Source organism: Capsulimonas corticalis (assembly GCF_003574315.2).
In the GTDB taxonomy this organism is placed as follows: domain Bacteria; phylum Armatimonadota; class Armatimonadia; order Armatimonadales; family Capsulimonadaceae; genus Capsulimonas; species Capsulimonas corticalis.
In genome coordinates this window covers 1,860,803-1,883,278 of record NZ_AP025739.1, presented here as the reverse complement: position 1 = coordinate 1,883,278, position 22,476 = coordinate 1,860,803, and the positions used below count along the sequence as shown (strand labels likewise).

The following is a 22,476-nucleotide window of genomic DNA, read 5'->3' as shown; positions in this document are numbered from 1 at the left end:
ACCTAAAATGTTTTAGCACATCAAATCGCAAGGGGAGCTTAATGACGGAAGAACGGCCGGAACAGGTTACTCAGGACTCGACGCAGACGCCGAGTGTGGATCCATGTCCGGACACGGACGCGCTCGTGGAGCGCGCGGAGCTCGATCGACAGGTCGCTGATGCTCAGCGAGAAGTCGCCGAGCATCAGCGGCGTGTTTCGGAGCAGCAGCGGGAGGTCGCATCGAAGCTTCGCGAGGCGATTGCGGCGGCAAAGGAACAGGAGCCGCGGAGATAAGATCCGCGGCTCCTGCGGCTCAGGATTTTTTCACGACCGGGACCCATACTTCACACCGGTAATCATCCGAGCTCACATCGCCGGGCGGATAGACCTCCAGCTCCGGCCCGCCTTCGGCGTGTTCAAAGCCGGTCGAAGGGAAGAACTCGGAGAAGATCCGCCCCCAGACCTTTTGTATCGCGTCCGGCATGGCTCCGACGGATTCAAAGACCGCCCATGTGGCGGCCGGGATCTCCTTCACCACACAGCCGTCCGGCGGGGGCGCCGCCCCCGCCTCGACGGCGATCAGATACGTAAACTCCTGCTGGTCGTATTGGAACTCCGTACACACGCCCAGGATGGCGTCTCCCACCACTCCGCCTGCGGATGTCAGCTCCGCGAGGCGCTTGACGTCGCCCTCTTGCATCGTCCGGCTCCAGAACTCCGGAATGGCTTTCATATTTTCGCCATCCCGAGTAGACACGCGCTGCGCCTTGCCCATCACCTGGAATCCGGGCTTCTCCACCATTCGATAGTCCATATCCTGATCTCCCTTTAGCGATATTTGAAAGGACATCCGTGGAAAGACCTTCAGCCGCGCCCCGGACCGGCGCGCGTCCGACGGCGTCAATCCATGCGCCCGCCGAAACGCCTTGCAAAACGCTTCGGGCGTATCGTAGCCGTATTTCATCGCGACATCGATCACCTTGACGCGCGACGACGCCAGCTCCTGCGCCGCCAGCGAAAGCCGCCGCTTGCGGACATATTCGGCAACGGTCACGCCGGTCAGCATATGGAACATGCGCTGAAAGTGAAACGTCGACGAACAAGCCGCCCGCGCCGCCTCACCGACATCACACTCATCGTCCAGATGCGCTTCCAAATACTCCAAAGCGTCCATCATTCGGTCCAGCCACTGCAATCTTCCCACCTCCCTTTCGTACGCATCATATCATGAAGGCGAACACGTGTCCTGTCATTGCCTGCCTTGTATGGACAGGTTTCACCAAACCGGTTGATCTGTCTATCGACGAATGGCGTGAGTGAGACGATCCCAGTTGCCGTGCGCGATCTTTTCTTTTTCGTCTTGGCCGATCGGAAGCTGCTCTATGAAATGCTTCGGGCCTCCGCCAGGCCGATATTGATAGGGGTAGTCGGCCGAGAATAGAACACGATCGACGCCAACGATCTCGACGGCGTGGTGAAAATTCGATTGACTGAACATACCGCTTGGAGTCACATAGAGATTCTCACGCATGGTGTCAACGACGGATCGCTCCAGTTTGGCGATGCGAGAGAACGCCTTCAGTCGCTCGGTATAAAAGAGCACAACCTCTCCCCAATGGCCGAGGATGATCTGGAGATCCGGGAAGCGATCGAAGACGCCGGCCAGGGCAAGCCGAAGAAACTGAATCCCGCAATCGTAGTGCCAGCCGAGGCCGAAGGTCGCAAACGCAAGGTCTACCTCCGGGCTGAAGCCAGAGTAGTAGGCTTCCCGCACCGCGCGGGACGGCGTTTGCGGGTGGATGAACAGTGGGACGCGCAGATGCGCCGCCGTCTCGAAGATCGGCAAGAAGTCCAGATGGTCGAGATTCTTGTCCTGCGTTCGCCCAAACAGCATTCCGCCTTTCATCCCCAGTTCACGCACGCACCTTTCGAGCTCCGCGGCGGCTTCTCCCGGAGCGCTGGCGGGTATTGTGGCAAAGCCATCGAAACGGTCCGGGCGGCCCGCGACCGTCGCGGCGATCAGGTCGTTTGTCCGGCGCGCGAGCGAGACGCCTTCCGCTGGCTCAAGATTGTGTAACCCCGGGCTGGTCAAGGACAAGACCTGCATATCGACGCCGCTTTCGTCCATCCTTGAGATGCGCGCCTCGCTCAGCTCCTCCAGCCTCGTCTCCATTTCCCCAAGGTGCAGCGACCCACTGTCATCTTGCCCGGCGCTGGACGCCGCCCAAGACGCCCGCACATCCGGTGAGAGAAAATGTTCTTCTATCGCGACGATTTTCATGAGATTCCTTTGTCAGCGTTCATGCTCATTGTGAGGCTTTGCAAATGATTATCCGAGGATTTTGCCTGGTCGTCAAGCATCGTGAAGAAATAGCAGGTAATCCAAAGCGTCATGGGGAACAGATCGCCATGATCGCCCGCCGTACGTCCGACCATTCCCTCGTTCAGCGCGCCTCGCCGTTTGGCCCTACGGAGCCGAAGCGCCGGATCCTGCTGCGTTTCGAACAGATTCATCCCGTGATTCGCATCGCCCATGTGCATGAATCGGTCCTGACGATCCCGGACCGGATCCTCTACGACCATGAACTGGTGCTCGTGCTGCGCGGGGTCGCGTCGATCTCCATGGGATCGGAAACGCGGCTTGCGGAGCCGGGAACGATGCTGCTCATTCCCCCATTCACTCCGCACGCGTTCCAGTCGCCGGGCGGAGCGAGGAGCGCGCATATCGCCGTGCATTTCGACTTCTGCCCGGAGACGCCGCAGCCGCTGGATGCGCCCGATGGACGCGACCCCTATGAGATCGTCTGGCCGGGCGGCCTCAAACCGGCGCCGATCGTCAGCCTCGCGCCGGGGCATTGGATCGAGCAGACGCTGCGGGAGATCGTGGACAGTCACGCCGAGGAGGACGATCCGCTGAGCGTCCTGGAGGCGAGCAGCCGGATGGCGCGCGTGCTGGCGCAGATGCTGCGCTGGGGCGCGCGGCCGGAGGCGGGCGACGCCTACGGCGTCGTCTCCCACGTCAACCACGAACGCATGGGGCGCGTGCTGGCCCATATCGCCGGGAGCCTCGCATCTCCCCTGACGCTGGACGAGCTGGCGCAGGTCGCGGGCATCGGACGGAGCCGGTTTGTGACTCTGTTCCGCGAGGCGACGGGCGTTTCGCCGCAGCATTATATCCAGCAGCGGCGCATTGCCGAGGCGCGGCGTCTGCTCGCCGATCCCGGTTTGCAGATCAAGCAGATCGCGGCGATGACGGGGTTCGAGGATCGGTTCTACTTCAGCAAAGTGTTTCGCCGCGTCGACGGCCTGACGCCCACCCAGTTCCGCGCCGCCGTTCTGTTCGGCCGATCTCTTGCCTCCGAAGACGAATCCCAAGCATAACAACCGATTGGCCGATTTTCCATTGATCCCCGGCTCTCCATACGTTAGAATCCGTACATCCTTTCACAGGAACGCGAGCCGCGGAGGCGTTGTCGTATGCCGGCGGCGAAAATCAGGAAGATTGACATGCGACGTTTTACGACATTGGGGATGAGCCTCGCGGTTTGCGCTTTGCTTCCACTCGGCGCCCTTGCGAAACCCGACAACAAAAAAGCGGATTCGACGCTTGTCAATTTCAGCGCAAAGGGACTTCAGCTCACCCGATTCGACTCTGTCGCCGCAGCCATTGACGCTCATGATGGGGAGATCGCCGATTTTGGCGGAATGTTCTATCTCTATGGAACCAGCTATGATTGTGGCTATGAGTGGGGAAATAAATCAGCGCCCTTTTGCGGCTTCAAAGTCTATACGTCCGTCGATCTGGTGAACTGGACGGACAAAGGGTTTTTGTTTGACGCCAGAACCCCCGTTTGGCAGACACGCTGTAACGGAGCGACCTACGGCTGCTACCGTCCCCATGTGATTTACAACCCAAAAACGAGATTGTACGTCCTGTGGATCAACGTCTATGACAACCGTGTCGGATACCGCGTCTTCACCAGCAAAACTCCGGTCGGCCCATTTGCGGAGATCGCGGAGCCGACGCTTGCGGTCAACAATAATGCGCCGGCGGCGGGGCTGAATAATGGCGATCATGATACGTTCGTGGATGATGACGGCGCGGCGTATCTCGCCTACACCGATTGGAGAACGGGCGGCTCCATTGTCATTGAAAAGCTCAATGCGGACTATACGTCCGGGACCGGGCGGCATGTGGAATCGGTCACTCCCGGGCAAACGGAAGCGCCGGCGCTGATGAAGCGCAACGGCAAGTATTACCTTCTTTATTCGGACCCAAACTGTGGATACTGCTCCGGCACGGGAACCGCGTATCGAACGGCCCCCACTCCGCTGGGCCCCTGGTCCGAGGGAATTCGGATCAGCGACAATTCCTCCGGCGGGCAGCCCTCCTTTGTTTCCACGATTAAGCTGGGCGCCAAGGTGATCTTTCTCTACGGAAGCGACCTGTGGAATAACGGCGCCAAGAACGAAGCGCTCGCCAACTTCTATTGGGCGCCGCTGACGTTTTCCGCCGACGGCTCCATCACCCCCATCGAACGCCAGAATAAAGTCAGTGTCGCCCTCAAGCCGGACGCCGCTCTCAAACCATCCATCGCCGATCTGGACAGTACTTCCGGCGTGGACGGGTTTACGAGCTATTGCGATATCGGCGCCAATATTCAGCGGTCCCAGTCGTTCATCGCCACCCGCGACGGCAAGCTCAGCGCCGTCTCGTTCTCCACATTTAAAAACGGCAATCCGGACGCCGGCCTGACGATGGAAATCTATCCGGCGAACGACGCCTTCCAGCCGGTCGGAAGTGCGCTCAGCTCGATCTTAATCCTGCCGGACGCCATTGGCTGGGCGCCGAAATATGCGACCGTTCATCCGAATATCTCCGTGAAATCCGGCGTTCGCTACGCGATTGTCGTGAAGTCCGCGTCCAGCGGCGCCCGCTATGGCTGTGAATACAACGACCTGGCGCCTTATCCGGGCGGCGGCGCGGCTTACAGCAGTGACAGCGGCGGCGCGTTTGCCGCCGAACAAAATCGAACTCTCATGTTTAGAACCGTTATCCAGAAGTGATAGGAGCGTCAAGATGCTAACTCGAGATCAGGAAGAACAGTTTCATCGGGATGGATTTGTGCTCGGCGGGCCGGTGCTCAGCGACGACGAAGTGGACACGCTGCGCGCGGAGATGCACCGGGTAATCGACAGCCATGGCGACACGAGCGTCCCGCAGCCGGTGATGCTGTCGAACATGGGCAAGCCCGAATCGCCGGTGTGGCAGATCGTGAATATCTCCGACGTCAGCCCGCCGTTCGCGCGCCTCGCGTATCACCCGGAGATCGCGCAAACCATCGCCGCGCTGACGGGCGCCGCCGAAGTGCGTCTCTGGCACGACCAGATCCAGTTCAAGCCGGCGGGCGGCGGCGGCGTCAACATGTGGCACCAGGACGCCCCCTACTGGCCGACGATCACGCCGATGACTCAGGTGACGGCCTGGATCGCGCTGGACGATGTCGATCTGAGCAATGGCTGCATGAGTATGGTCCCCGGCTCCCACCTCTGGGGAAACAACATCGACTACCTGCACACGCGAAAATCGTTCGACGATATGCCAGGCAGCTTCGACGGCCACGCGATCGAAGTGCGCGTCTGCCCGGTCAAAAAGGGCCACGTCCATTTTCACCACGCGCTCACCTGGCACGGCTCGTCGGCGAACATCAGCGGCCGGCCCCGCCGCGCGATCGCCCTGCACTACATGGGCGACGACACGCGCTTTGTCGCCGCCGGCAGCCACCCGATGAAACAGTTTATTACCGTCTCCGACGGCGAAGTGATTCAGGGAGAACGATTCGCGCGCGTTTGGCCGCAATAACCGCCCCTCGCGGACTCTCGTTATGCTCACGAAAACAGGCGCCTCCATCCCATGATCGAAACCCACCGTCTCACACATTTCGGCCTTGCCATCGTTCTCGCCCTCGCCGGCGGCGCGCCCATCGGGGCGCGCGCCGCCCACCCGGACACGCTTCGCCAAAGCTTCGTCACGCCGCCGGATACGGCGAAGCCCTGGGTTTACTGGTTCTTCATGGACGGGAACGAGACCCAGCGGGGCATGCGCGCGGATCTGGAGGCGCTGCAAAAGGCGGGGATCGGCGGCGTGATTCGAATGGACGTGAATCTTGGCGTCCCGAAAGGGCCGGTCGCGTTCATGAGCCCCGAGTGGCGGGATAACTTCGTCTACGGGGTGCGGGAGGCGAAGCGTCTGGGCCTGCAATTTTCGCTGGAGACGGGACCGGGCTGGTGCGGCGACGGCGGGCCATGGATCAAACCCGAAGAGTCCATGCAGCATCTGGTCGCCAGTGAAACAACCGTCGCCGGGCCAGCGCATTTTGACGAACTCCTGCCGCGCCCCAAACCCCGCCCGCCATTTTTTGGCGAGGGAACGATGACGGAGGAGGGGCGGCGCCAGTGGCTCGATTTCTATCAGGACGTGTCGGTCGTCGCCTTCCCAACACCCGCCGGAAACGCGCGCATTGACGATGTGGACAGCAAGGCGTTTTATTATCGCGGCTCAGTGTCGTCCGGCCAGGTTCCGTGGCAGTTCGATCCGCCGGCCGGCGCGTCGGTCCCAGGCGACCAATGTATTCCGGCCGCCAAGGTCATCGAGCTGACCGCGAAGCTGGGCGCGGACGGTCGCCTCTCCTGGGATGTTCCCGCCGGCAATTGGACGATCATGCGCTTCGGACGCACGACCACCGGGCAGACGACGCGTCCCGCGCCGGACGCCGGCCTGGGCTTTGAAAGCGATAAGTTCGACCGCGAGGGAGTCGCGGCGCAGTTCGATGCGTTTGTCGGAAATCTCCTCGGGGCTGTCGGGCCGAAATACTATGGCGGCTCCGCCGGACTGACCATGCTGCACTTCGACAGCTGGGAGGTGTCGTCGCAGAACTGGTCGGCGCGCTTCCGCCAGGAGTTTACCCAGCGGCGCGGCTACGATCCCGCCCCCTATCTGCCGGTGATGACCGGACATATTGTCGGCAGCCGCGAGCGCTCCGAGCGCTTCCTCTGGGATCTGCGCCAGACGGCGTCGGACCTGATCGTCGGCGTCCACGCCCGTTATCTCGCCGACTACGCGCACCAGCATGGACTGACGCTCTCGGTGGAGCCGTACGATCTGAACCCCTCGGCCGACATGGATCTGGGCGGCATGGCCGATCTGCCGATGTGCGAGTTCTGGTCCAACCATTACGCCTTGCCCTCGAATTACAGCTGCATCGAAGTGGTCTCCGTCGCGCACACGAACGGGCGAAAGATCGTCGGCGCCGAATCGTTCACCGCCGCCCCCAATCAAGACTGGCGTCAATTTCCGGGCGTGATGAAGGAGCAGCTCGACTGGGCGCTGTGCGCGGGGATCAACAAGTTCGTGATTCACCGATCGCAGCACCAGCCGGACATGGACAAATTCCCCGGCATGATGATGGGGCCGTACGGAGTCAACTGGGAGCGCACACAGACCTGGTGGGACATGGCGCCGGCGTTCCATCGGTATATCGCGCGCTGCTGCCAGATGCTGCGCCAGGGCTTGCCGGTGTCGGATATTCTCTATGTCACTCCCGAGGGCGCCCCGCAGGTCTTCGCCGCGCCGGACGATGCGCTCACCACATCTCTCGACGCCAACCTGCTGCCGGACCATAAGGGTTACGGCTTCGACGGCTGCTCGCCGCTCAATCTTATCGCCCATGCAAAGACGCGTGGCGGCCGCATCGTCTTCCCCGACGGCATGAGCTACCGGGTGCTTGTTCTCCCGCACTGGGACACGATGACCCCGGCGCTGCTGCGCAAGGTCACGCAGCTTGTGGAAGACGGCGCCGTCGTGATCGGCGCGCCGCCCAGCAAATCCCCCAGTCTCGCAAATTATCCCGCGTGCGACGCCGAAGTGCAGTCGCTGGCCGCCCATCTTTGGGGCGCGGCGCCCTACGCCGCCGCGCGCGCGGTCGGCCGGGGACGCGTCCTGCTGGACACCGGCCAGGGGACGAACAGCGCGAATCTGAGCGACGCCCAATGGATCTGGTTTGACGAAGGCGATCCCGCGCGCGACGCTCCGGCCGGTGCCCGATACTTCCGAAAAACGATCGAGATTCTCGCGGGCCGCAAGATCAAATCGGCGGTCGTCACGATGTCCGCCGATAACTCCTTTGCGCTGTCCGTGAATGGGCGCGCCGCCGGCGGCGGCCTGGCCTGGTCCACGCCGGCGGCGCTGGATATCTCGAAATCGCTCAAGCCGGGAAAGAACGCGATCGGCGTGACGGCGGTCAACGACGCCGGGACGGCGGGCGCGAATCCGGCGGGCCTGATCGGCAAGATCGAGATCGAATACGCGGACGGCGAGCGGCAGACGGTCGTCACGGACGCCGGCTGGACGGCGTCGCAAACCGCGATGGGTGAGTTCACGGCGGCGAAAGTTCTCGGGCCGTATGGGATGGGTCCCTGGGGCGCGAGCGCGCGGCGGACGACCGTATACCAGAACTACGCGGCGACGGCCGCGCAGGTGCGCGGCCTGGGAATCGCTCCAGACTTCTCATCTGGAAAACCGATCCGATATATCCACCGTCATCTCCCGGACGGCGAGCTGTACTTCATCGCCAACAAAAGCGGCCAGGCCATCACAACCAGGGGCGTATTTCGGGTCGCCGGACTTCAGCCCGAATGGTGGGACGCGCTTTCCGGATCCTCGCGCCGCCTCGGCGAATATTCGGCGGCGCACGGTCTCACCACGATCCCGATACGCCTCGGCCCGTTCGAAAGCGGCTTTGTTCTTTTTCGCAAGCCGACGATGGGAACCGCGATGTCCGCCGAGAACTTTCCGCAATACCGCACGCTCATGACGCTGATCAAACCTTGGAGCGTCGCCTTCGATCCCCAATGGGGCGGACCCGCGCACATCGATTTCGCGCGGCTGGACGACTGGAGCAAACGTCCCGAGACGGACATTCAGCACTACTCAGGCAAGGCGATTTACACGACCACATTCGACGCCCCCAGGACAGCGCTCCAGGCATCCTCAGCGGCGCTTTCGCTGGGCGATGTCAAAAATCTGGCGGCCGTCCGTCTCAACGGGCGCGATCTCGGAATCGTCTGGTGCGCTCCGTGGCGAGTGTCCATTCCCGCCGGCGTTCTCAAACCGGCCGGCAATACGCTGGAAGTGACGGTCGCGAATCTTTGGGTCAATCGGCTGATCGGCGATTCCGGAAAACCCGAAGCGCAGCGCCTGACCTCCGTCACGTACAACAACTACCATCCCGACTCCCCGCTGGAGCCGTCCGGGCTGCTCGGCCCGGTCACGCTCCAATCGATAAAGCAATAACACGCACAAGCTTATCGGTCCCCCGCAGCGCCGCGCGCCCATGGAAAAGCAGAAATCCCAACAGAAAATCGCTTGACAGAATCCTGCCGAGCAGATATACTGGTAACACTCTGGAACGTGTTGCGTTGATTGATAAACTCATTTCCATCGCGCCACACCGCGCAGGGGACCAGCGGAATATTCGATTGTCCGGCGAAAGCAACAGCGGATACGGGAGGCGTCATCTCATGAATATCCAGCAGCAGCGAGAATTACCGTTTTGGAGCGGAGCCGCAGTCGTTATCGTTGCGCTTTTTGCTATCGTTCTCTACGGCGTCCATGTTTTGCGCCCGCAGGCGCCCAACAGCGATCTCAAGATGCCCACTTCATATCATGCTCCGCAGAATCTTCCGAACGGGACGGGAGCGCCCGTCCATCATTAATCGAAAGGGATATCTCCATGAAAATCATTCGACACACCCGAAAAGGGTTTACTTTGATCGAGTTACTCGTTGTTATCGCTATCATCGCTATCCTTGCCGCTATTCTCTTCCCCGTTTTCGCCAAGGCGCGGGAAAAGGCCCGGCAGATCTCCTGTCTCTCCAATGAGCGGCAGCTTGGACTGGGCATCATGCAGTACGTCCAGGACAACGACGAGGCGTATCCCGCCCTGCGCATCAACGATCCCGGGCAGACCTACGGCGGCAACGGCTTCGAGACGGATTACTGGTGGTCCCAGGCGATCTACCCCTACACCAAGAGCGCCAACCTCTACGTCTGCCCGTCCAACCCGGACACCGGCCCCGTGTGTCCCAACAAGACCACGTTCGCGCCGTTCCTGCATGAGTCGTACGCCATGAACTCGCGCGTTCCGCAGCCGCATGGCTACTTCAGCAGCGAGATCGGCACGATGGCGTCGGTCAACGAGCCGGCGCAGAAGATCATCATCTGCGAAGTCACGGCGGAGATGTTTCCGAGCCCCGACTACATGTGGCCGGAGATCTCGCCCTCGGACATGTCCACCTTCGGGTTCGCCGCCCATACAGGAGTCGAGAACTACGTATTCTGCGACGGCCACGCCAAGGCCATGCGTCCGGTCGCCACGGCGACGCCGTTCAATATGTGGGGATCTTTGGGATCGGGGTCGAACGGCTATTCAGGGTCAGGCTCGGCCTGCGGACCGACGTATGACCTGAACTGCGACACCCCAGAGCCGGCGATGGTGCAGGGATTGGCGCAGCTAGGCCAGCGGTATCAGTAATATCGCAAACTTTCGACAGAGAGGAGCATAGTGCGCCGTCAATCGGCCGCCGAAGGCGGGGCGACCGATTGGCGGCGTATGAGGTTGCCCTGAAGCAGGACGCGCTGGGAAACGCTGTCTTCATTGCCGGCGATCTGCGCGAGCACGGCTTCGACCGCATGGAGGGCGATCTCGCGATAGGGCTGTCCAATGGTCGTCAGCGGCGGCGCGAAGTGCGCCGACCCGCCGTCGTCAAACCCGATCACCGAGACATCCTCCGGGACGCGCAGCGATAGCGCCGCCAGCGCCTCAAGCACGGATCCGGCGTGCGTATCGTTGAAGCAAAGAATCGCGGTCGGGCGGCGCCCCGCCGGAAGAGCGCGCAGGACCCAACGCACCCAGCTGGCGATGGACTGAGAATCTTCGTTCGTCCTGGTATCGGAGAGCATCGGCGAGACAAGCGCTTCATCCAGCGGAATCCCCGCCGTGGACAGCGCCTGCAAATAGCCCGCATGGCGCAGCGCCGTCGCCTCCAGACCCTCCGGCCCCTGACAGAGCGCGATGCGCCGATGCCCCATTCCCACGAATTCGTTCATCGCCAGCGCGACCGCATGGATATTGTCGAGGTCGCAGTAGGCGACCGATGCGATTCCTCCCGACGACCCGAGCAGCGCCAGCGGAAATCCCCGTTCCTGAAGACTGGTGACGAGCAGGCTTTCCATGCCCGGCGCCAGCACGAGCAGACCGTCACATTGACCGTCGCAGTAGCTGCGGATGCTCTGCTGCGGGGCGGCGTGGAAGATGTGCGGCGCGAAGATCAGTCCGTTTTGCCGGCGCTCCGAGATCACGGCCAGCAGGCTGTCCACCAGGGAGTGAAAGTACCCTTCGTGGTAATACGTCGCCCCGGTAATGCCGGAGATCACCCCCAGCGTATACGTTTTATCGGCGGGCGCCTGACGGGTCTGTCCCGGGCGATAGTTCATGCGCCGCATGGCGTCAAGGATACGCAGCCGCGTCTCCTCCCCCACCTCGCCGGCGCGATTGTTGAGGACACGAGAGACCGTGGACGGAGCGACGCCGCAGGCGCTCGCGATATCACGGATTGTGGGTTTTTGTCGCATGAGATAGGTGAGCTCGGTTCAAATGTCGATTGGGATTCTATCCTCATGATACGGTTTGACACGGACATCTGTCAAGACAAGACCTCCGGCAAGCGCCGATTCTAGAAAAACGATCGCCATTGATATTTACCCACTTGACAGAATCCCGTACGAGTCCTATACTGATAAAACTAACGCAACAAGTTCCGCTTTCTGGTAAAACTGTTCGCTCGGTGCGATTTGCAAATTAGTGATTATTGCTATATTTGCAAATCAAATACAGAAATTCAGGGATTACGATGACATTCGATCAAAGGAGAACACACGAATGAACCGTCTCACAAGCCTCCGGCGTACGCCGATTCTGGCTGCGGCGCCGCTGGCGCTAGCCCTCTGTCTCCTGCCTCCCCCGCACGCGGCGAACGCCGCGCTGCTGGTTCCGGGGGCCAGTATTTGCCTTCAGGATACGGCGAATGGGAAGTATGTCTGCGCGGATAACTTCGGCGCCAACCCGCTGGTCGCCAATCGCTCCACCGCCGCCGCGTGGGAATCGTTCACCGTGCTGGACGCGGGGGGAGGCAATATCGCGCTGCGCTCGCAGATCAATGGCGAGTATGTGTGCGCCGACAATGCCGGAGCGAGCCCCCTCATCGCCAACCGCACGGCGTTCGGGCCGTGGGAGACATTTACGGAGATCAACGCGGGCGGCGGACATATCGCCCTGCGCGCCATGGCGAACTCCAAGTATGTCAGCGCGAACAACTCCAGCAATAACCTCGTCGCCAGCAGCACATCGATCGGCTCGTGGGAATCGTTCAGCGTGCAGACCATGCCCGTGACGGTATCGCCGAAGGTGTACTACGGGACGATGCATGGCTGGCAGGATCTGCTCAACAGCCCCAGCCAGTGGACTTACGTTCGCGCCAATGTGGACGGCTTCTACGCCAACTTCATCCAGCTTCTTCCCACGGTGGGGAATCCCGGCGCGATGTGCAGCCAGCTCGCGCCGCTGATGACGCATAAAAACGCGTACTTCGAATCGGATTCGCGCTACACGGGCCTGGGCGGCTTCCCCAACGGCGGCCAGTACACGCTCTCGACCGAAGCCCAGGAGATGAACGAACTGCTGAATGCCGGCTTCAACATTACCTACACCAGCCTCAACTATGGCGTCGACAACGACAAGCTCAGCCAGTGCCGAACCCTTGGCCTTCCGAGCGGGGCGATCCGCCCATGCCTCGCGCAGAACGGCCCCTGGCTGTTTGGCGGCGACATCAACCAGAATGTCCAGAATAACCCTTCTATCCGCAACGACATTGGGCGCACGGAGGGACAGTCCACGGATGGACCGATGGACCTGTGGGTCAGCAATAACGGACAGATGCAGCAGGGCAGCGTGTCCGTCGTCAAATACGCGCGCAATCTTGGTAAGCTGTCGATGGTGATGGTTTCTCCGGGAGACCTACCCGCCGCTCAGTGGCTGTCCGCGGCCCAGCAGTGTATCCGGTACCATGAAAACCAGGGGGCGACGCCCGAGATTTGGGCGGACTACGCGTACGACACGCAGACCCCGACCCTGCCTGAATCGAACTCCGACGGCTCGGCGGCCAACACGACGACCGGCGTCGCCTACTGGCTGATCCACCACGTCACCGACCCCGCGCACTGGGCGCGCCTCACGCTCCCCAACACGCGCGGCCTGCGCACATGCTCCGCGCCGACCACCCTCTCCGCGTCGGCCCGCGCCCAGATGGCCGCCACGGGAACGACGCCGCTGGAGCGCACGGAAGCGGATCTCTACGTGCCGACGACCCGCTTGGCGAACGGCCGCCGCGCGGCGACACGGGTGATCGATCTGACTCTGCGCAATGAAAGCCAGTGGCTGGACCTGAGCCCGGTCCTGCGCGCCGAGATCGACGATCCCGGGCGTCAATGGACCGTGGGCTTCCGAATGGGAGGCAAGGACATTACGGAGGCGGTCGCCGAAAAGGACGGCTTCGCCTTCCTCAAAGACCAGCGGCTGTGGCCCAGCGCCAGCAAAAAGCTTCAGCTCGTGCTGACGTGCGCCAATCCCGCGAAGGCGCATCCCGTCACCGTCCGGATCGGCCTGCTGGCGAACCCATCGCGGCCGGACAAACTCAATGAGATGCTGACGATTCACGGCTCGACGACAAACAACGCGGCGGCGATGGCCTCCGCCGCCATCGCCCATCCATAACGGCGCTCTCAAAATCTCTGGCCGGCGCGCCGCCCAACAACCCACCGGCGGCGCGCGGGCCAATGATTGTCGGACAATACGCAGCAAGGAGAAACCTCCCGTCATTCCCCCATCGAGCCTCAGGCTCCGCCCCGTTTCGGGGATTTTTGGAAATGCTTGACAGATTGACGGATGCGTCTTATAATAAAAACAGGTTTATCAATTTATATCGATAAACTCGTTACATTGGTCTTTCGGAGGTCGTACATCCATCCGACTCGATTTCTCGAAGTCGGTTTTTATTCGCGACGCAGAGCGCAACAAGTTGCGTTTTTCTCCGAGCAGCCAGTGAGGCCGCACGAAAGGTTATCTTCATGCATCACTCTTCTCACTCAAAGCGCACAATATCCGTCCAAGGCTTCACTCTGATCGAACTCCTCGTCGTCATCGCTATCATCGCGATTCTTGCCGCAATTCTGTTTCCGGTCTTCGCCAAAGCGCGTGAAAAGGCCCGCCAGATCTCCTGCATTTCCAATTTGAAGCAGATCGGATTGGGACTTGCCCAGTACTCGCAGGATTTCGATGAGACGCTGCCTTATGCGCGGATAGACGGCATTGCGGGCGGCCCCGCGCCGTGGCAGGCCGCCATCTACTCTTACGTCAAGAGCACGCAGGTCTTCAAGTGTCCCGATAACCCGGCGAATGTGACCATCAACAACACCCCGAACACCGATCGCGGCTATCCGGCGATCCCCGTTTCATATGTCTGCGTCGGCGGCAGCGACATCAATGGCGCGGCCAGCTTCTTTGGCGGCCCTGTGGTGATGCCGTACTTCGTGCCCGGCGTCCCCGGCTTGGATCCCGCGCCGGCGGCGATCGCACAGCTCGTTTCGCCGGCGACGACCATCGCCGTCGGAGAAACGCGCGCCGCCGGAGCGACGCCGCGCGCCGACCCGGAGTTCTGGACTGATGATAACGACATGCGTATGCAGGGCCACACCGGCCAAACCAACTTCCTGTTCGCCGATTATCACGCCAAGTCCATGAAGCCGACGGCGACGCTGACGCCGACGGTCAACATGTGGAACGTAAACAATACGATTCCCAACAACAACAACCTCTCCAACGCGCTCGCGGCCGCGCAGGCGAATACGGGCGACGGTTTCTGATCGCTCCTCAACCTCCGTCGCCGCCGATCCCGGCGGCGACGGAGGTTTCGCGCCTACTCTGCGCGCCGCATCCACGTCCCTAGTCGGCGCGCAGCCGTTTTTCGGGACGCATAATGCACAAACGCTTCAGCATCTGAAAATTGCCCTTTGTCCTGTTACGGTAAAATACCGGGAGATGGCCATGCGCCGTCATATAGGCGGCGTACGCCTTTTTGGAACTCACGAGATGCTGGCGGTGCGCCGCTTGCAGCGCGTGGATGCGATAAAGGTTCTTCTCTTCCTTCGCCTGCTCGAACAGCGCCATATACTCGCACTCCTCCTGCTGCGGGCACTCCAGATAGGAGGCCGAGCAAAACTTCCGCGACAACTCCGGAAAAGGCGACGGCGGAGGCGTGGCGCGTCCCGATGCGGCGGCGTGAGCCTCGGAATAGTTGTGAACAATGGAGCCGCCCGCCGCCAGAAGGCAGCAGAGCATAATCAGAGCGACAGCGTTATTGGGCTTCAAGGGAGCAACTCCTGGTGAGCAATGGTTGCAAAGATCCAGCGAATTACGATCGGCCGCGCCAATCGTATTTAATGACTTCGATCAGCCTGATCGAAGCAACCTTCATGAATAAACCGCTTTTTTTCTAATTTTTTATGATAATTATCGCGCGATGCGATTTTTCTCGGCGCGCGTCTTCCCGCGACTGTCCGATACTCATAAGATCGCGGGTTCGGAGGGGAAAGTTGGGAGGATTTCGGCGAGCGTGAAAATTATTTGACGAGCGAGACGGGCGGCGCGTCATCGGCCGTAGCCTGGAACTGGTTGGCGCTGAGGCGTGCGTAGAATCCGTTTTGCGCCACCAGCTCGACGTGGTTCCCGCGCTCGATGATCTCGCCCCGGTTGATCACGAGGATCTGGTCCGCTTCCCGGATCGTGCTCAGGCGGTGGGCGATGACGAAGCTGGTGCGGCCATGCATGAGTCGCAGCATCGCCTCCTGGATGTGCTTCTCGGTGCGGGTGTCGACGCTGCTGGTGGCTTCGTCGAGGATCAGGATGCGCGGATCGGCGAGGATCGCGCGGGCGATGGCGAGAAGCTGGCGCTGGCCCTGGCTGAGATTGCCGCCTCGCTCGGACAGCACGGTGTCGTAGGCGCCGGGCAGGCGGCGGATAAAGACGTCGGCGTTGGCGAGCTTCGCCGCCGCCGTCACTTCGTCGTTCGTGGCTTCCAGGCGGCCGTATTTGATGTTGTCGCGGACGGTCCCGGTGAAGAGAAACGTATCTTGCAGGACGATGCCGAGCTGGCGGCGCAGGTCCTCTTTTTTGATTTTGCGGATATCCTGACCGTCGATCGTAATGCGTCCGGAATCGATCTCATAGAAGCGGGTCAGCAGGTTGACGATCGTCGTCTTGCCGGCGCCGGTCGGTCCGATCAGCGCGATGACCTGGCCCGGCCGCGCATCCAGGGAGACGTTCTTCAGGACGGGCGCGCCGGGGACATAGGAGAAACTGACGTCGTCGAACACGACTTCGCCCTGGATCTGGGCGAGCGGGCGGGCGTCGGGCGCGTCGACTTCCATGGGTTCATCGATGATCTCAAAGACGCGCTCGGCGCCCGCCATCGCGGATTGGATCGAGTTGTACAGGTTCGCGATATCGTTGAGGGGCCGCCCGAACTGGCGGGTGTAATTGATGAATGTCGCGATCGCGCCGACGGTAATCGCGCCGCGCACGGCGAGGACGCCGCCGACGCCCGCGACGATCGCCAAGCCGAGGTTGCTGACGAAGTTCATCACGGGGCCGACATATCCGGAGAAGATCTAAGCGCGCGTCGCCGCCTGGCGCAGCTCCCGATTGGAGGCGGCGAATTCGGTGATCACCGCCGGCTCCTGATGGTACGCCTTGACGACGCGCTGCGCGGTGATGGTCTCTTCGATAAATCCATTCAATTTGCCCAGCGCCGCCTGCTGCAATCGAAACTGCGCGCGCGTTCGGGTGGCGACCCAGCGGTTCAGCGCCACGGTGATGGTCGTGATTGTGATGAGAGTCACGGCGGTGAGCTGGACATTGAGCAGCAGCATCGCCACCGTCACGCCGACGGTGTTCAGAACGCCGGAGACGATCTGCGTCACGCTGTCCGAAAGCACCTGATTGATATTCTCGACGTCGTTGGTCAGTCGGCTCATCAACTCGCCGTTCGGCCTCCGATCAAAAAAGCCCAGCGGCAGATGCTGGAGACGCGCGAACAGATCTTTTCGGATCTCGCGGACGGTGCGCTGAGACGCGCCGGCCATGATGTAGCTTTGAAGCCAGGTCAGCAGGGAGTTGGCGGCGTAGACGATCAGCATCAGCACGCAAAGATGCGCGAGTCCGTGCAGATCGCGGCGCAGGATGTACTTATCGATGGCGCGGCCAAGCAGAAACGGTCCCGCCAGGTTCAGGAAGACGCTGGCGGCGACCATGACCGCCGTGGCGATCAGCGCGGCGCGCTGGTGGCGCAGGTATCCCCAGAGTCGGCGCAGGACGCCGCGCCGGTCCTTGGCCTTTTCGACCTTGCCCATCATCCGCGCGCCCGGCCCGAAGCCCCGCCCCATCAGCGGCGGGGGCGCCGCGTCTTCTTTCTGAGCCTTATTCTCCGCCATCCGTGATTACTCCGTTTTCCATCTGCGATTCATAGATCTCCCGGTAGATCGGACTGGAGGTCAGCAGCTCGCGGTGCGTCCCCTCGGCGGCGATCCGGCCGTCATCGAGCACGAGGATCTTATCGGCGCCGAGCACGGTGCTGATCCGCTGGGCTACGACCAGGCTCGTTCGGCCCTCACGATGCTCCGCCAGCGCCTGCTGAATCCGCGCCTCCGTCTGAACATCGACGGCGCTGGTGCTGTCGTCCAGGATCAGGATATCCGCGCCGGTCGCCAGCACGCGGGCGATGGCGATGCGCTGCTTCTGTCCGCCGGAGAGGTTGACGCCGCGCTGGCCCACCACCGTGTCATACCCTTCGGGGAACCCCATGATAAAGTCGTGCGCCTGCGCCATCTTCGCCGCCGCGACGACGTCGTCATCGCTTGCCTCGGGGCGTCCGTATTTGATGTTATCGCGAATGGAGCCGCTGAAGAGAACCGATTCTTGCAGCGCGATCCCGACATGGCCGCGCAGGGACTTTTCACTCAGCGACCGGACATCCTGCCCATCGATCGTGACGCGGCCGCCGGCGACATCGTAGAAGCGCGGGACCAGGTTCACCAGGCTCGATTTGCCGGCGCCGGTCGCGCCAAGGATCGCCACCGTCTGTCCCGGCTCCGCCGTGAAGGAGACTCCGGTCAGCACGGGATCGTGGTCCTGGCCGTCATACGCAAAGCGCACGTCTTCAAAGACGATCCGCCCGCGCGTTTGAGCGAGCGTGATCGCGTTTGGCGCCGGCTGGATGGCGGGGACGCTGTCCAGCACTTCTTCGATGCGCAGGGCCGACGCCTCGCCGCGCGAAAAGCGCAGGATCAGCATGCTCGCCATCGTCAGGGAGACCAAAGTCTGCATCAAATAGTTGATAAAGGCGATGACCTGACCGATGCGCAGCTGCCCGGCGTCCACCTGCGCGCCGCCGAACCAGAGCGCCGCGACCACGCCGAAGTTCAGGGTGAGCATAACGACCGGCATGGTCAGCGCGCCCAGGCGCGCCGCCGTGATATTCTGCGTCATCAATTGGTCGTTCGCATCCGCGAAACGCCGTTCTTCGTGCTGGGAGCGGGCGAAGGCTTTGACCACGCGCACGCCCGACAGATTCTCCTGAAGCACCGTATTGAGCGCATCCAGCCGCTTCTGCACCTGGCTGTACAGCGGGGAAGTCTTGCGGATGATCGCCGCCAGCGCCGCCGAAATCACCGGAATTAAGATCAAAAAGAGCAGCGACAGGCGCGGGCTCGTCAGCACGCCCATGATCAAGCTTCCCACCAGCAGCAGCGGGACGCGCACCATGATGCGCAGCACCATCATGACGACTTCCTGCACCTGCGTGACGTCGTTGGTCAGCCGCGTGATCAGCGAGCCGGTGTCCAGGTGGTCCAGATTTCCGAACGACAGCGATTGGATCTTCCCAAAGAGCCGCTCGCGCAGGTCCGCGCCGAACCCCTGGCCCGCCAGCACCGCGAAGTAAGTGCAGCCCATGCCCGCGAACATCCCGATGACGGCGCAGGCGACCTGCAAGGCGCCCGTATGCAGCACGAGCGCCATATCCGAGTGCGCGATGCCTTGATCGACCATCCGCTGCACCAGACGCGGCTGCATCAGGTCCATCGCGACCTCCAGCGCCATCATCAGCGGCGCGAGCGCCGCCCAGCGCCAGTAGGGCTTCAAAAAGCTTCCCAGTTTTCGGAGCGCGCGCATAAACGCCTACTTTCTCTCCGCGTCGGGTCCAGGGACCTCATTGCCGCCGGCGGCGATCAGATCTCGGATCTCATTGCGCGAGCGCTCGACCACGGCGCGCACCCGGCGGATCGCTTCCCGGTCCCCACTGCCGATGGCCTCTCGCAAGCCACGCCAGATCGTCCGCGACAGATCTTCCAGTTCTTCCTGAAGAAACCCGACTTCGTGCTGGCTGGACGGCGACGGCGCTTCCGCCGCGAAGCGTGTCCAGAACCCCTCCACCCGATCCGCCTGCGTCTCCAGCTCGGCGCGGCCCGCCGCCGTCAGCTCGTAAACGCGCCGGTCGCCGTCGGCCGCCGCCCTCACCAGATCCAGGTCGTTCAGATATTGCAGCGCCGGATAGACCGCCCCCGCGCTCGGCGACCACTGCCCATGCGTCCGCTCCTCCATCGCCTTGATAATCTCATAACCATGGCGCGGCCCGTCGCGCAGGGCGTCCAGCAGCACGAAGCGCAGCGAGCCGCGCTCCATCCGCTCCCCGCGCCGCCCCGGCCCGCCGGCGCCGCAGCGCCCGCCATGCCGCCCGCGTCCGCCCTGATCGCCGTCGAGATGCTGCTGGTCTTTCATGTCGCTCACTTCTATATCGAGTATTATAAAGATATATCTTTATAATACTCGATGGATTTTACGGATGTCAAGGCGATGCTGGGAAGGAAAACCGGTCGTGATGAGCCAATAGCGCCCCATGCAAACCCTACCGATCCTGCTCGACACCGATCTCGGCTCCGACATCGACGACGCCGTCGCGCTCGCGTATCTCCTGCGTCAGCCGCGCTGCGAACTATTGGGGATTACCACCGTCACCGGCGAGCCTGAAAAGCGCGCGTCCCTGGCCGACGCGATCTGCCGGGCGGGCGGACGCACGGACATCCCGATTCATGTCGGCGTGGAGGCCCCGCTCCTGGCGGCGCCGCGCCAGCCGCACGCGCCGCAAACCGCCGCGCTCGAAGGGGGCGCCTGGGCGCATGAAACGTTTGGCCGCGAAAACACGGCGATCGCGTTCCTGCGCGAGACAATCCGCGCGCGTCCCGGCGAAGTGACGCTGCTCGCCATCGGCCCGCTCACGAATATCGCCCTGCTGTTCGCGCTGGACCCCGAGATTCCCGCTCTGCTCAAGCAGCTCACGCTCATGGGCGGCCAGTACTTTCGGAACACTCACCATGGCTCGGAGCCGTGCGAATGGAATATCCTGTGCGACCCGCACGCCGCCGCGATGGTCTTCGCCGCGCCCGTTCCGCGCATCACCGCCGTCGGCCTCGACGTCACAACCCAATGCACGATGCCCGCCGACGAATGCCGCCGCCGCTTCACCGCCGCCGCCGGCGTCCTCGCCCCCGTCGCCGCCATGGCTGATATCTGGTTCAAGAACAGCCCCATCTCCACCTTCCACGATCCACTCGCCGCCGCCCTGATCTTCGAACCCTCCCTCTGCGAAACAGTCACCGGAAAAGTCCTCGTCGAACTGGTCAGCCCTTACGCCACGGGACAGACCCTAGTCCAATCGTACGGCCACGGCCCGCACTACCTGGCGTCCGAGGTATCGCCGGAGACGTTCTTCGCCCATTACTTTGCGGTTGTGGGCGGCTGACAAAAAGCCGCCGGTTAGGCGGCCTGCGACTTTTCTAAAAATGACCTTCTCAGGGAGGGACTTCATATAGGGTAGGCAGGGAAGTGTGAGAGGGGTTACTGCGACGTCCGCCGCGCGAGCAGCAGGCACATGTCGTCGCGCATGGGGCCGCCGGCGAACTCTTTGGCGAGATCGACGACGCGCTGTCCCAGGCCCTTCAGTGTGGCGGCGCCGCGCGCCTGGACGATGAAGTTCGCCAGGCCGTTCTGCCCCAAAAACTCGCCGTCGTGGCGAGCGTCCGTCAGACCGTCCGTCGCCATGAGAAGGGTGTCGCCGGGAGCGAGGTGAATCACGGTGGTTTCGTAGTCGGTTCCCGCGAAGATTCCGAGGGGGTAGCCGACGCCGGTGATGATCTCGACGGCGCCGTCTTCACGCAGCAGGATCGGCGGTTCGGCGCCCGCGAAGGCCAGCGTGGTTACTCCCGTATGGATATTGATGACGCCCAGCAAGAGGACCACGAACCGGGGCTCGGCTTCCGTCGAGTAGTCGTGAAACTGGCAGATGAAGTTGTTGAGACGGGTGAGCGTCCGCGCGGGGTCGGGATACTCCTGATGGAACGCGCGGAGCGCGTATTTGACCTCCGCCGTCCGCGCCGCCGCGCCCAGGCCCTTGCCCGCCACATCGCCCACCACCATCGCGACTTCGTCCGCGCTCAGCGTGAAGAGATCGTAGAAATCACCGCCGACATCCGCTTCGCTCCACGCGGCCTCGTAAAGCGCGGCGACATCCAGGCCGGGAAATGTCCGGTCGGCCACGTCCATCAGAAGCGAACGCTGGAGGGTGACGGCGATCTGCTTTTCGTGCGCGTACGCGGCGTCCAGCATCACGCGCGCTTCTTCCTTCTCGGCGATGGCCTGCGCCTGCTGGCGCACCAGACGGCGCAGCTCCAGCTGCTTCATCACCTGACCTGAAAGCAGGCGCAGAACATCTTTTTGCTCGTCCGTCAGCCCCCGTGTTTTGTAGTCTAAGACGCACAGCGTTCCGAGCGCATGCCCATCGTCGGTTTCGAGCAGAGCGCCCGCGTAAAACCGCAGATGCGGGTCTCCGGTCACCAGCGGGTTGTCGGCGAAACGCGCATCCTCGCGGGTGTCGGGCACCACCAGGACATCCGGCTCCAGAATGGCGTGCGCGCAGATGGACATATTGAGCGGCGTTTCCCGCACGCCCATGCCCACTTCCGACAGAAACCACTGCCGGGCGTGATCGACCAAACTGATCAGGGCGATCGGCGCATTGCACAGGCGCGCCGCCAGCCGGGTCACTTCTTCAAATTCTTCTTCGGGCGAGGAGTCGAGAATCTCGTATCGAGCGAGAGCGGCGAGCCGTTCTGCTTCCGTGGGGGGTTTTGGCGCCTGCAAGTTCACACCTCATGCGGCGGGAACCTATGAAAGCATTCACGCCAGCTCAGTCAGTATACCATGACTTGGCG

At 62.2% G+C, this 22,476-nt stretch carries 19 protein-coding genes; 10 read left to right on the top strand and 9 right to left on the bottom strand.

The annotated features are described in order from the left end of the window. Window positions 1–41 precede the first annotated feature (41 nt). Window positions 42–275: a hypothetical protein gene (locus D5261_RS07995; protein ID WP_119322622.1), complete on the top strand. Its 234-nt coding sequence runs from the start codon at window positions 42–44 to the stop codon at window positions 273–275. Window positions 276–294: 19 nt separating this feature from the next. Here the strand turns inward: D5261_RS07995 and D5261_RS07990 are convergent, their stop codons facing one another. Beyond that, window positions 295–1,176 (bottom strand): AraC family transcriptional regulator, encoded by an 882-nt coding sequence (locus D5261_RS07990; RefSeq protein WP_174721487.1) that lies wholly within the window; start codon window positions 1,174–1,176, stop codon window positions 295–297. Window positions 1,177–1,278: 102 nt separating this feature from the next. After that, a complete protein-coding gene (locus tag D5261_RS07985; RefSeq protein ID WP_119322623.1) occupies window positions 1,279–2,262 on the bottom strand; it encodes an amidohydrolase family protein in 984 nt (327 codons plus the stop codon). 44 nt (window positions 2,263–2,306) lie between these two features. Here D5261_RS07985 and D5261_RS07980 point away from each other — a divergent pair, with 44 nt between their 5' ends. The 6 genes from D5261_RS07980 to D5261_RS07955 all read left to right on the top strand — a co-directional run bounded on the left by D5261_RS07980 (window position 2,307) and on the right by D5261_RS07955 (window position 10,573). Next, entirely contained in the window at window positions 2,307–3,362 is a 1,056-nt protein-coding gene (locus tag D5261_RS07980; protein WP_119322624.1) for an AraC family transcriptional regulator, read from the top strand. 126 nt (window positions 3,363–3,488) lie between these two features. After that, window positions 3,489–5,048, top strand: coding sequence for a family 43 glycosylhydrolase (locus tag D5261_RS07975; protein ID WP_218025653.1), 1,560 nt, complete (start codon window positions 3,489–3,491; stop codon window positions 5,046–5,048). A gap of 13 nt (window positions 5,049–5,061) precedes the next feature. Then, window positions 5,062–5,844, top strand: a complete 783-nt coding sequence (locus tag D5261_RS07970) for a phytanoyl-CoA dioxygenase family protein (RefSeq protein WP_119322626.1) — start codon at window positions 5,062–5,064, stop codon at window positions 5,842–5,844. A 51-nt stretch (window positions 5,845–5,895) separates the two neighbouring features. After that, on the top strand, window positions 5,896–9,333 hold the full coding sequence (locus D5261_RS07965; protein WP_119322627.1) for a glycosyl hydrolase: 3,438 nt from the start codon (window positions 5,896–5,898) through the stop codon (window positions 9,331–9,333). A 227-nt stretch (window positions 9,334–9,560) separates the two neighbouring features. Then, entirely contained in the window at window positions 9,561–9,755 is a 195-nt protein-coding gene (locus D5261_RS07960) for a hypothetical protein (RefSeq protein WP_119322628.1), read from the top strand. A gap of 17 nt (window positions 9,756–9,772) precedes the next feature. Continuing rightward, window positions 9,773–10,573 (top strand): prepilin-type N-terminal cleavage/methylation domain-containing protein, encoded by an 801-nt coding sequence (locus D5261_RS07955; protein ID WP_165864356.1) that lies wholly within the window; start codon window positions 9,773–9,775, stop codon window positions 10,571–10,573. A 38-nt stretch (window positions 10,574–10,611) separates the two neighbouring features. Here D5261_RS07955 and D5261_RS07950 read toward each other — a convergent pair whose 3' ends face one another. Next, a complete protein-coding gene (locus D5261_RS07950) occupies window positions 10,612–11,673 on the bottom strand; it encodes a LacI family DNA-binding transcriptional regulator (RefSeq protein WP_119322629.1) in 1,062 nt (353 codons plus the stop codon). Window positions 11,674–11,980: 307 nt separating this feature from the next. Here D5261_RS07950 and D5261_RS07945 point away from each other — a divergent pair, with 307 nt between their 5' ends. Both D5261_RS07945 and D5261_RS07940 read left to right on the top strand, forming a co-directional pair. Further along, window positions 11,981–13,870 carry a fascin domain-containing protein gene (locus D5261_RS07945; protein WP_119322630.1) on the top strand — a complete coding sequence of 630 codons (1,890 nt, stop codon included), beginning with the start codon at window positions 11,981–11,983 and terminating at the stop codon, window positions 13,868–13,870. 353 nt (window positions 13,871–14,223) lie between these two features. Then, window positions 14,224–15,018, top strand: coding sequence for a type II secretion system protein (locus D5261_RS07940; protein ID WP_119322631.1), 795 nt, complete (start codon window positions 14,224–14,226; stop codon window positions 15,016–15,018). Window positions 15,019–15,097: 79 nt separating this feature from the next. Here D5261_RS07940 and D5261_RS07935 read toward each other — a convergent pair whose 3' ends face one another. The 5 genes from D5261_RS07935 to D5261_RS07915 form a co-directional block, all read right to left on the bottom strand. Continuing rightward, window positions 15,098–15,523, bottom strand: a complete 426-nt coding sequence (locus tag D5261_RS07935; RefSeq protein ID WP_119322632.1) for a hypothetical protein — start codon at window positions 15,521–15,523, stop codon at window positions 15,098–15,100. 251 nt (window positions 15,524–15,774) lie between these two features. Further along, window positions 15,775–16,794 carry an ABC transporter ATP-binding protein gene (locus tag D5261_RS07930; RefSeq protein WP_245992599.1) on the bottom strand — a complete coding sequence of 340 codons (1,020 nt, stop codon included), beginning with the start codon at window positions 16,792–16,794 and terminating at the stop codon, window positions 15,775–15,777. A gap of 27 nt (window positions 16,795–16,821) precedes the next feature. Next, complete coding sequence (locus D5261_RS07925; RefSeq protein WP_218025655.1) at window positions 16,822–17,643, bottom strand: ABC transporter permease; 822 nt, start codon at window positions 17,641–17,643, stop codon at window positions 16,822–16,824. Beyond that, complete coding sequence (locus D5261_RS07920) at window positions 17,630–19,381, bottom strand: ABC transporter ATP-binding protein (protein WP_119322633.1); 1,752 nt, start codon at window positions 19,379–19,381, stop codon at window positions 17,630–17,632. Before D5261_RS07920 ends, D5261_RS07925 begins: the two co-directional genes overlap by 14 nt. A gap of 6 nt (window positions 19,382–19,387) precedes the next feature. Beyond that, on the bottom strand, window positions 19,388–19,987 hold the full coding sequence (locus D5261_RS07915) for a PadR family transcriptional regulator (protein WP_119322634.1): 600 nt from the start codon (window positions 19,985–19,987) through the stop codon (window positions 19,388–19,390). 118 nt (window positions 19,988–20,105) lie between these two features. On the opposite strand from D5261_RS07915, the gene D5261_RS07910 reads away from it, so the two are divergent. Further along, a complete protein-coding gene (locus D5261_RS07910; protein WP_119322635.1) occupies window positions 20,106–21,008 on the top strand; it encodes a nucleoside hydrolase in 903 nt (300 codons plus the stop codon). A gap of 95 nt (window positions 21,009–21,103) precedes the next feature. Here D5261_RS07910 and D5261_RS07905 read toward each other — a convergent pair whose 3' ends face one another. Then, on the bottom strand, window positions 21,104–22,405 hold the full coding sequence (locus D5261_RS07905; RefSeq protein ID WP_218025656.1) for a PP2C family protein-serine/threonine phosphatase: 1,302 nt from the start codon (window positions 22,403–22,405) through the stop codon (window positions 21,104–21,106). Window positions 22,406–22,476 lie beyond the last annotated feature (71 nt).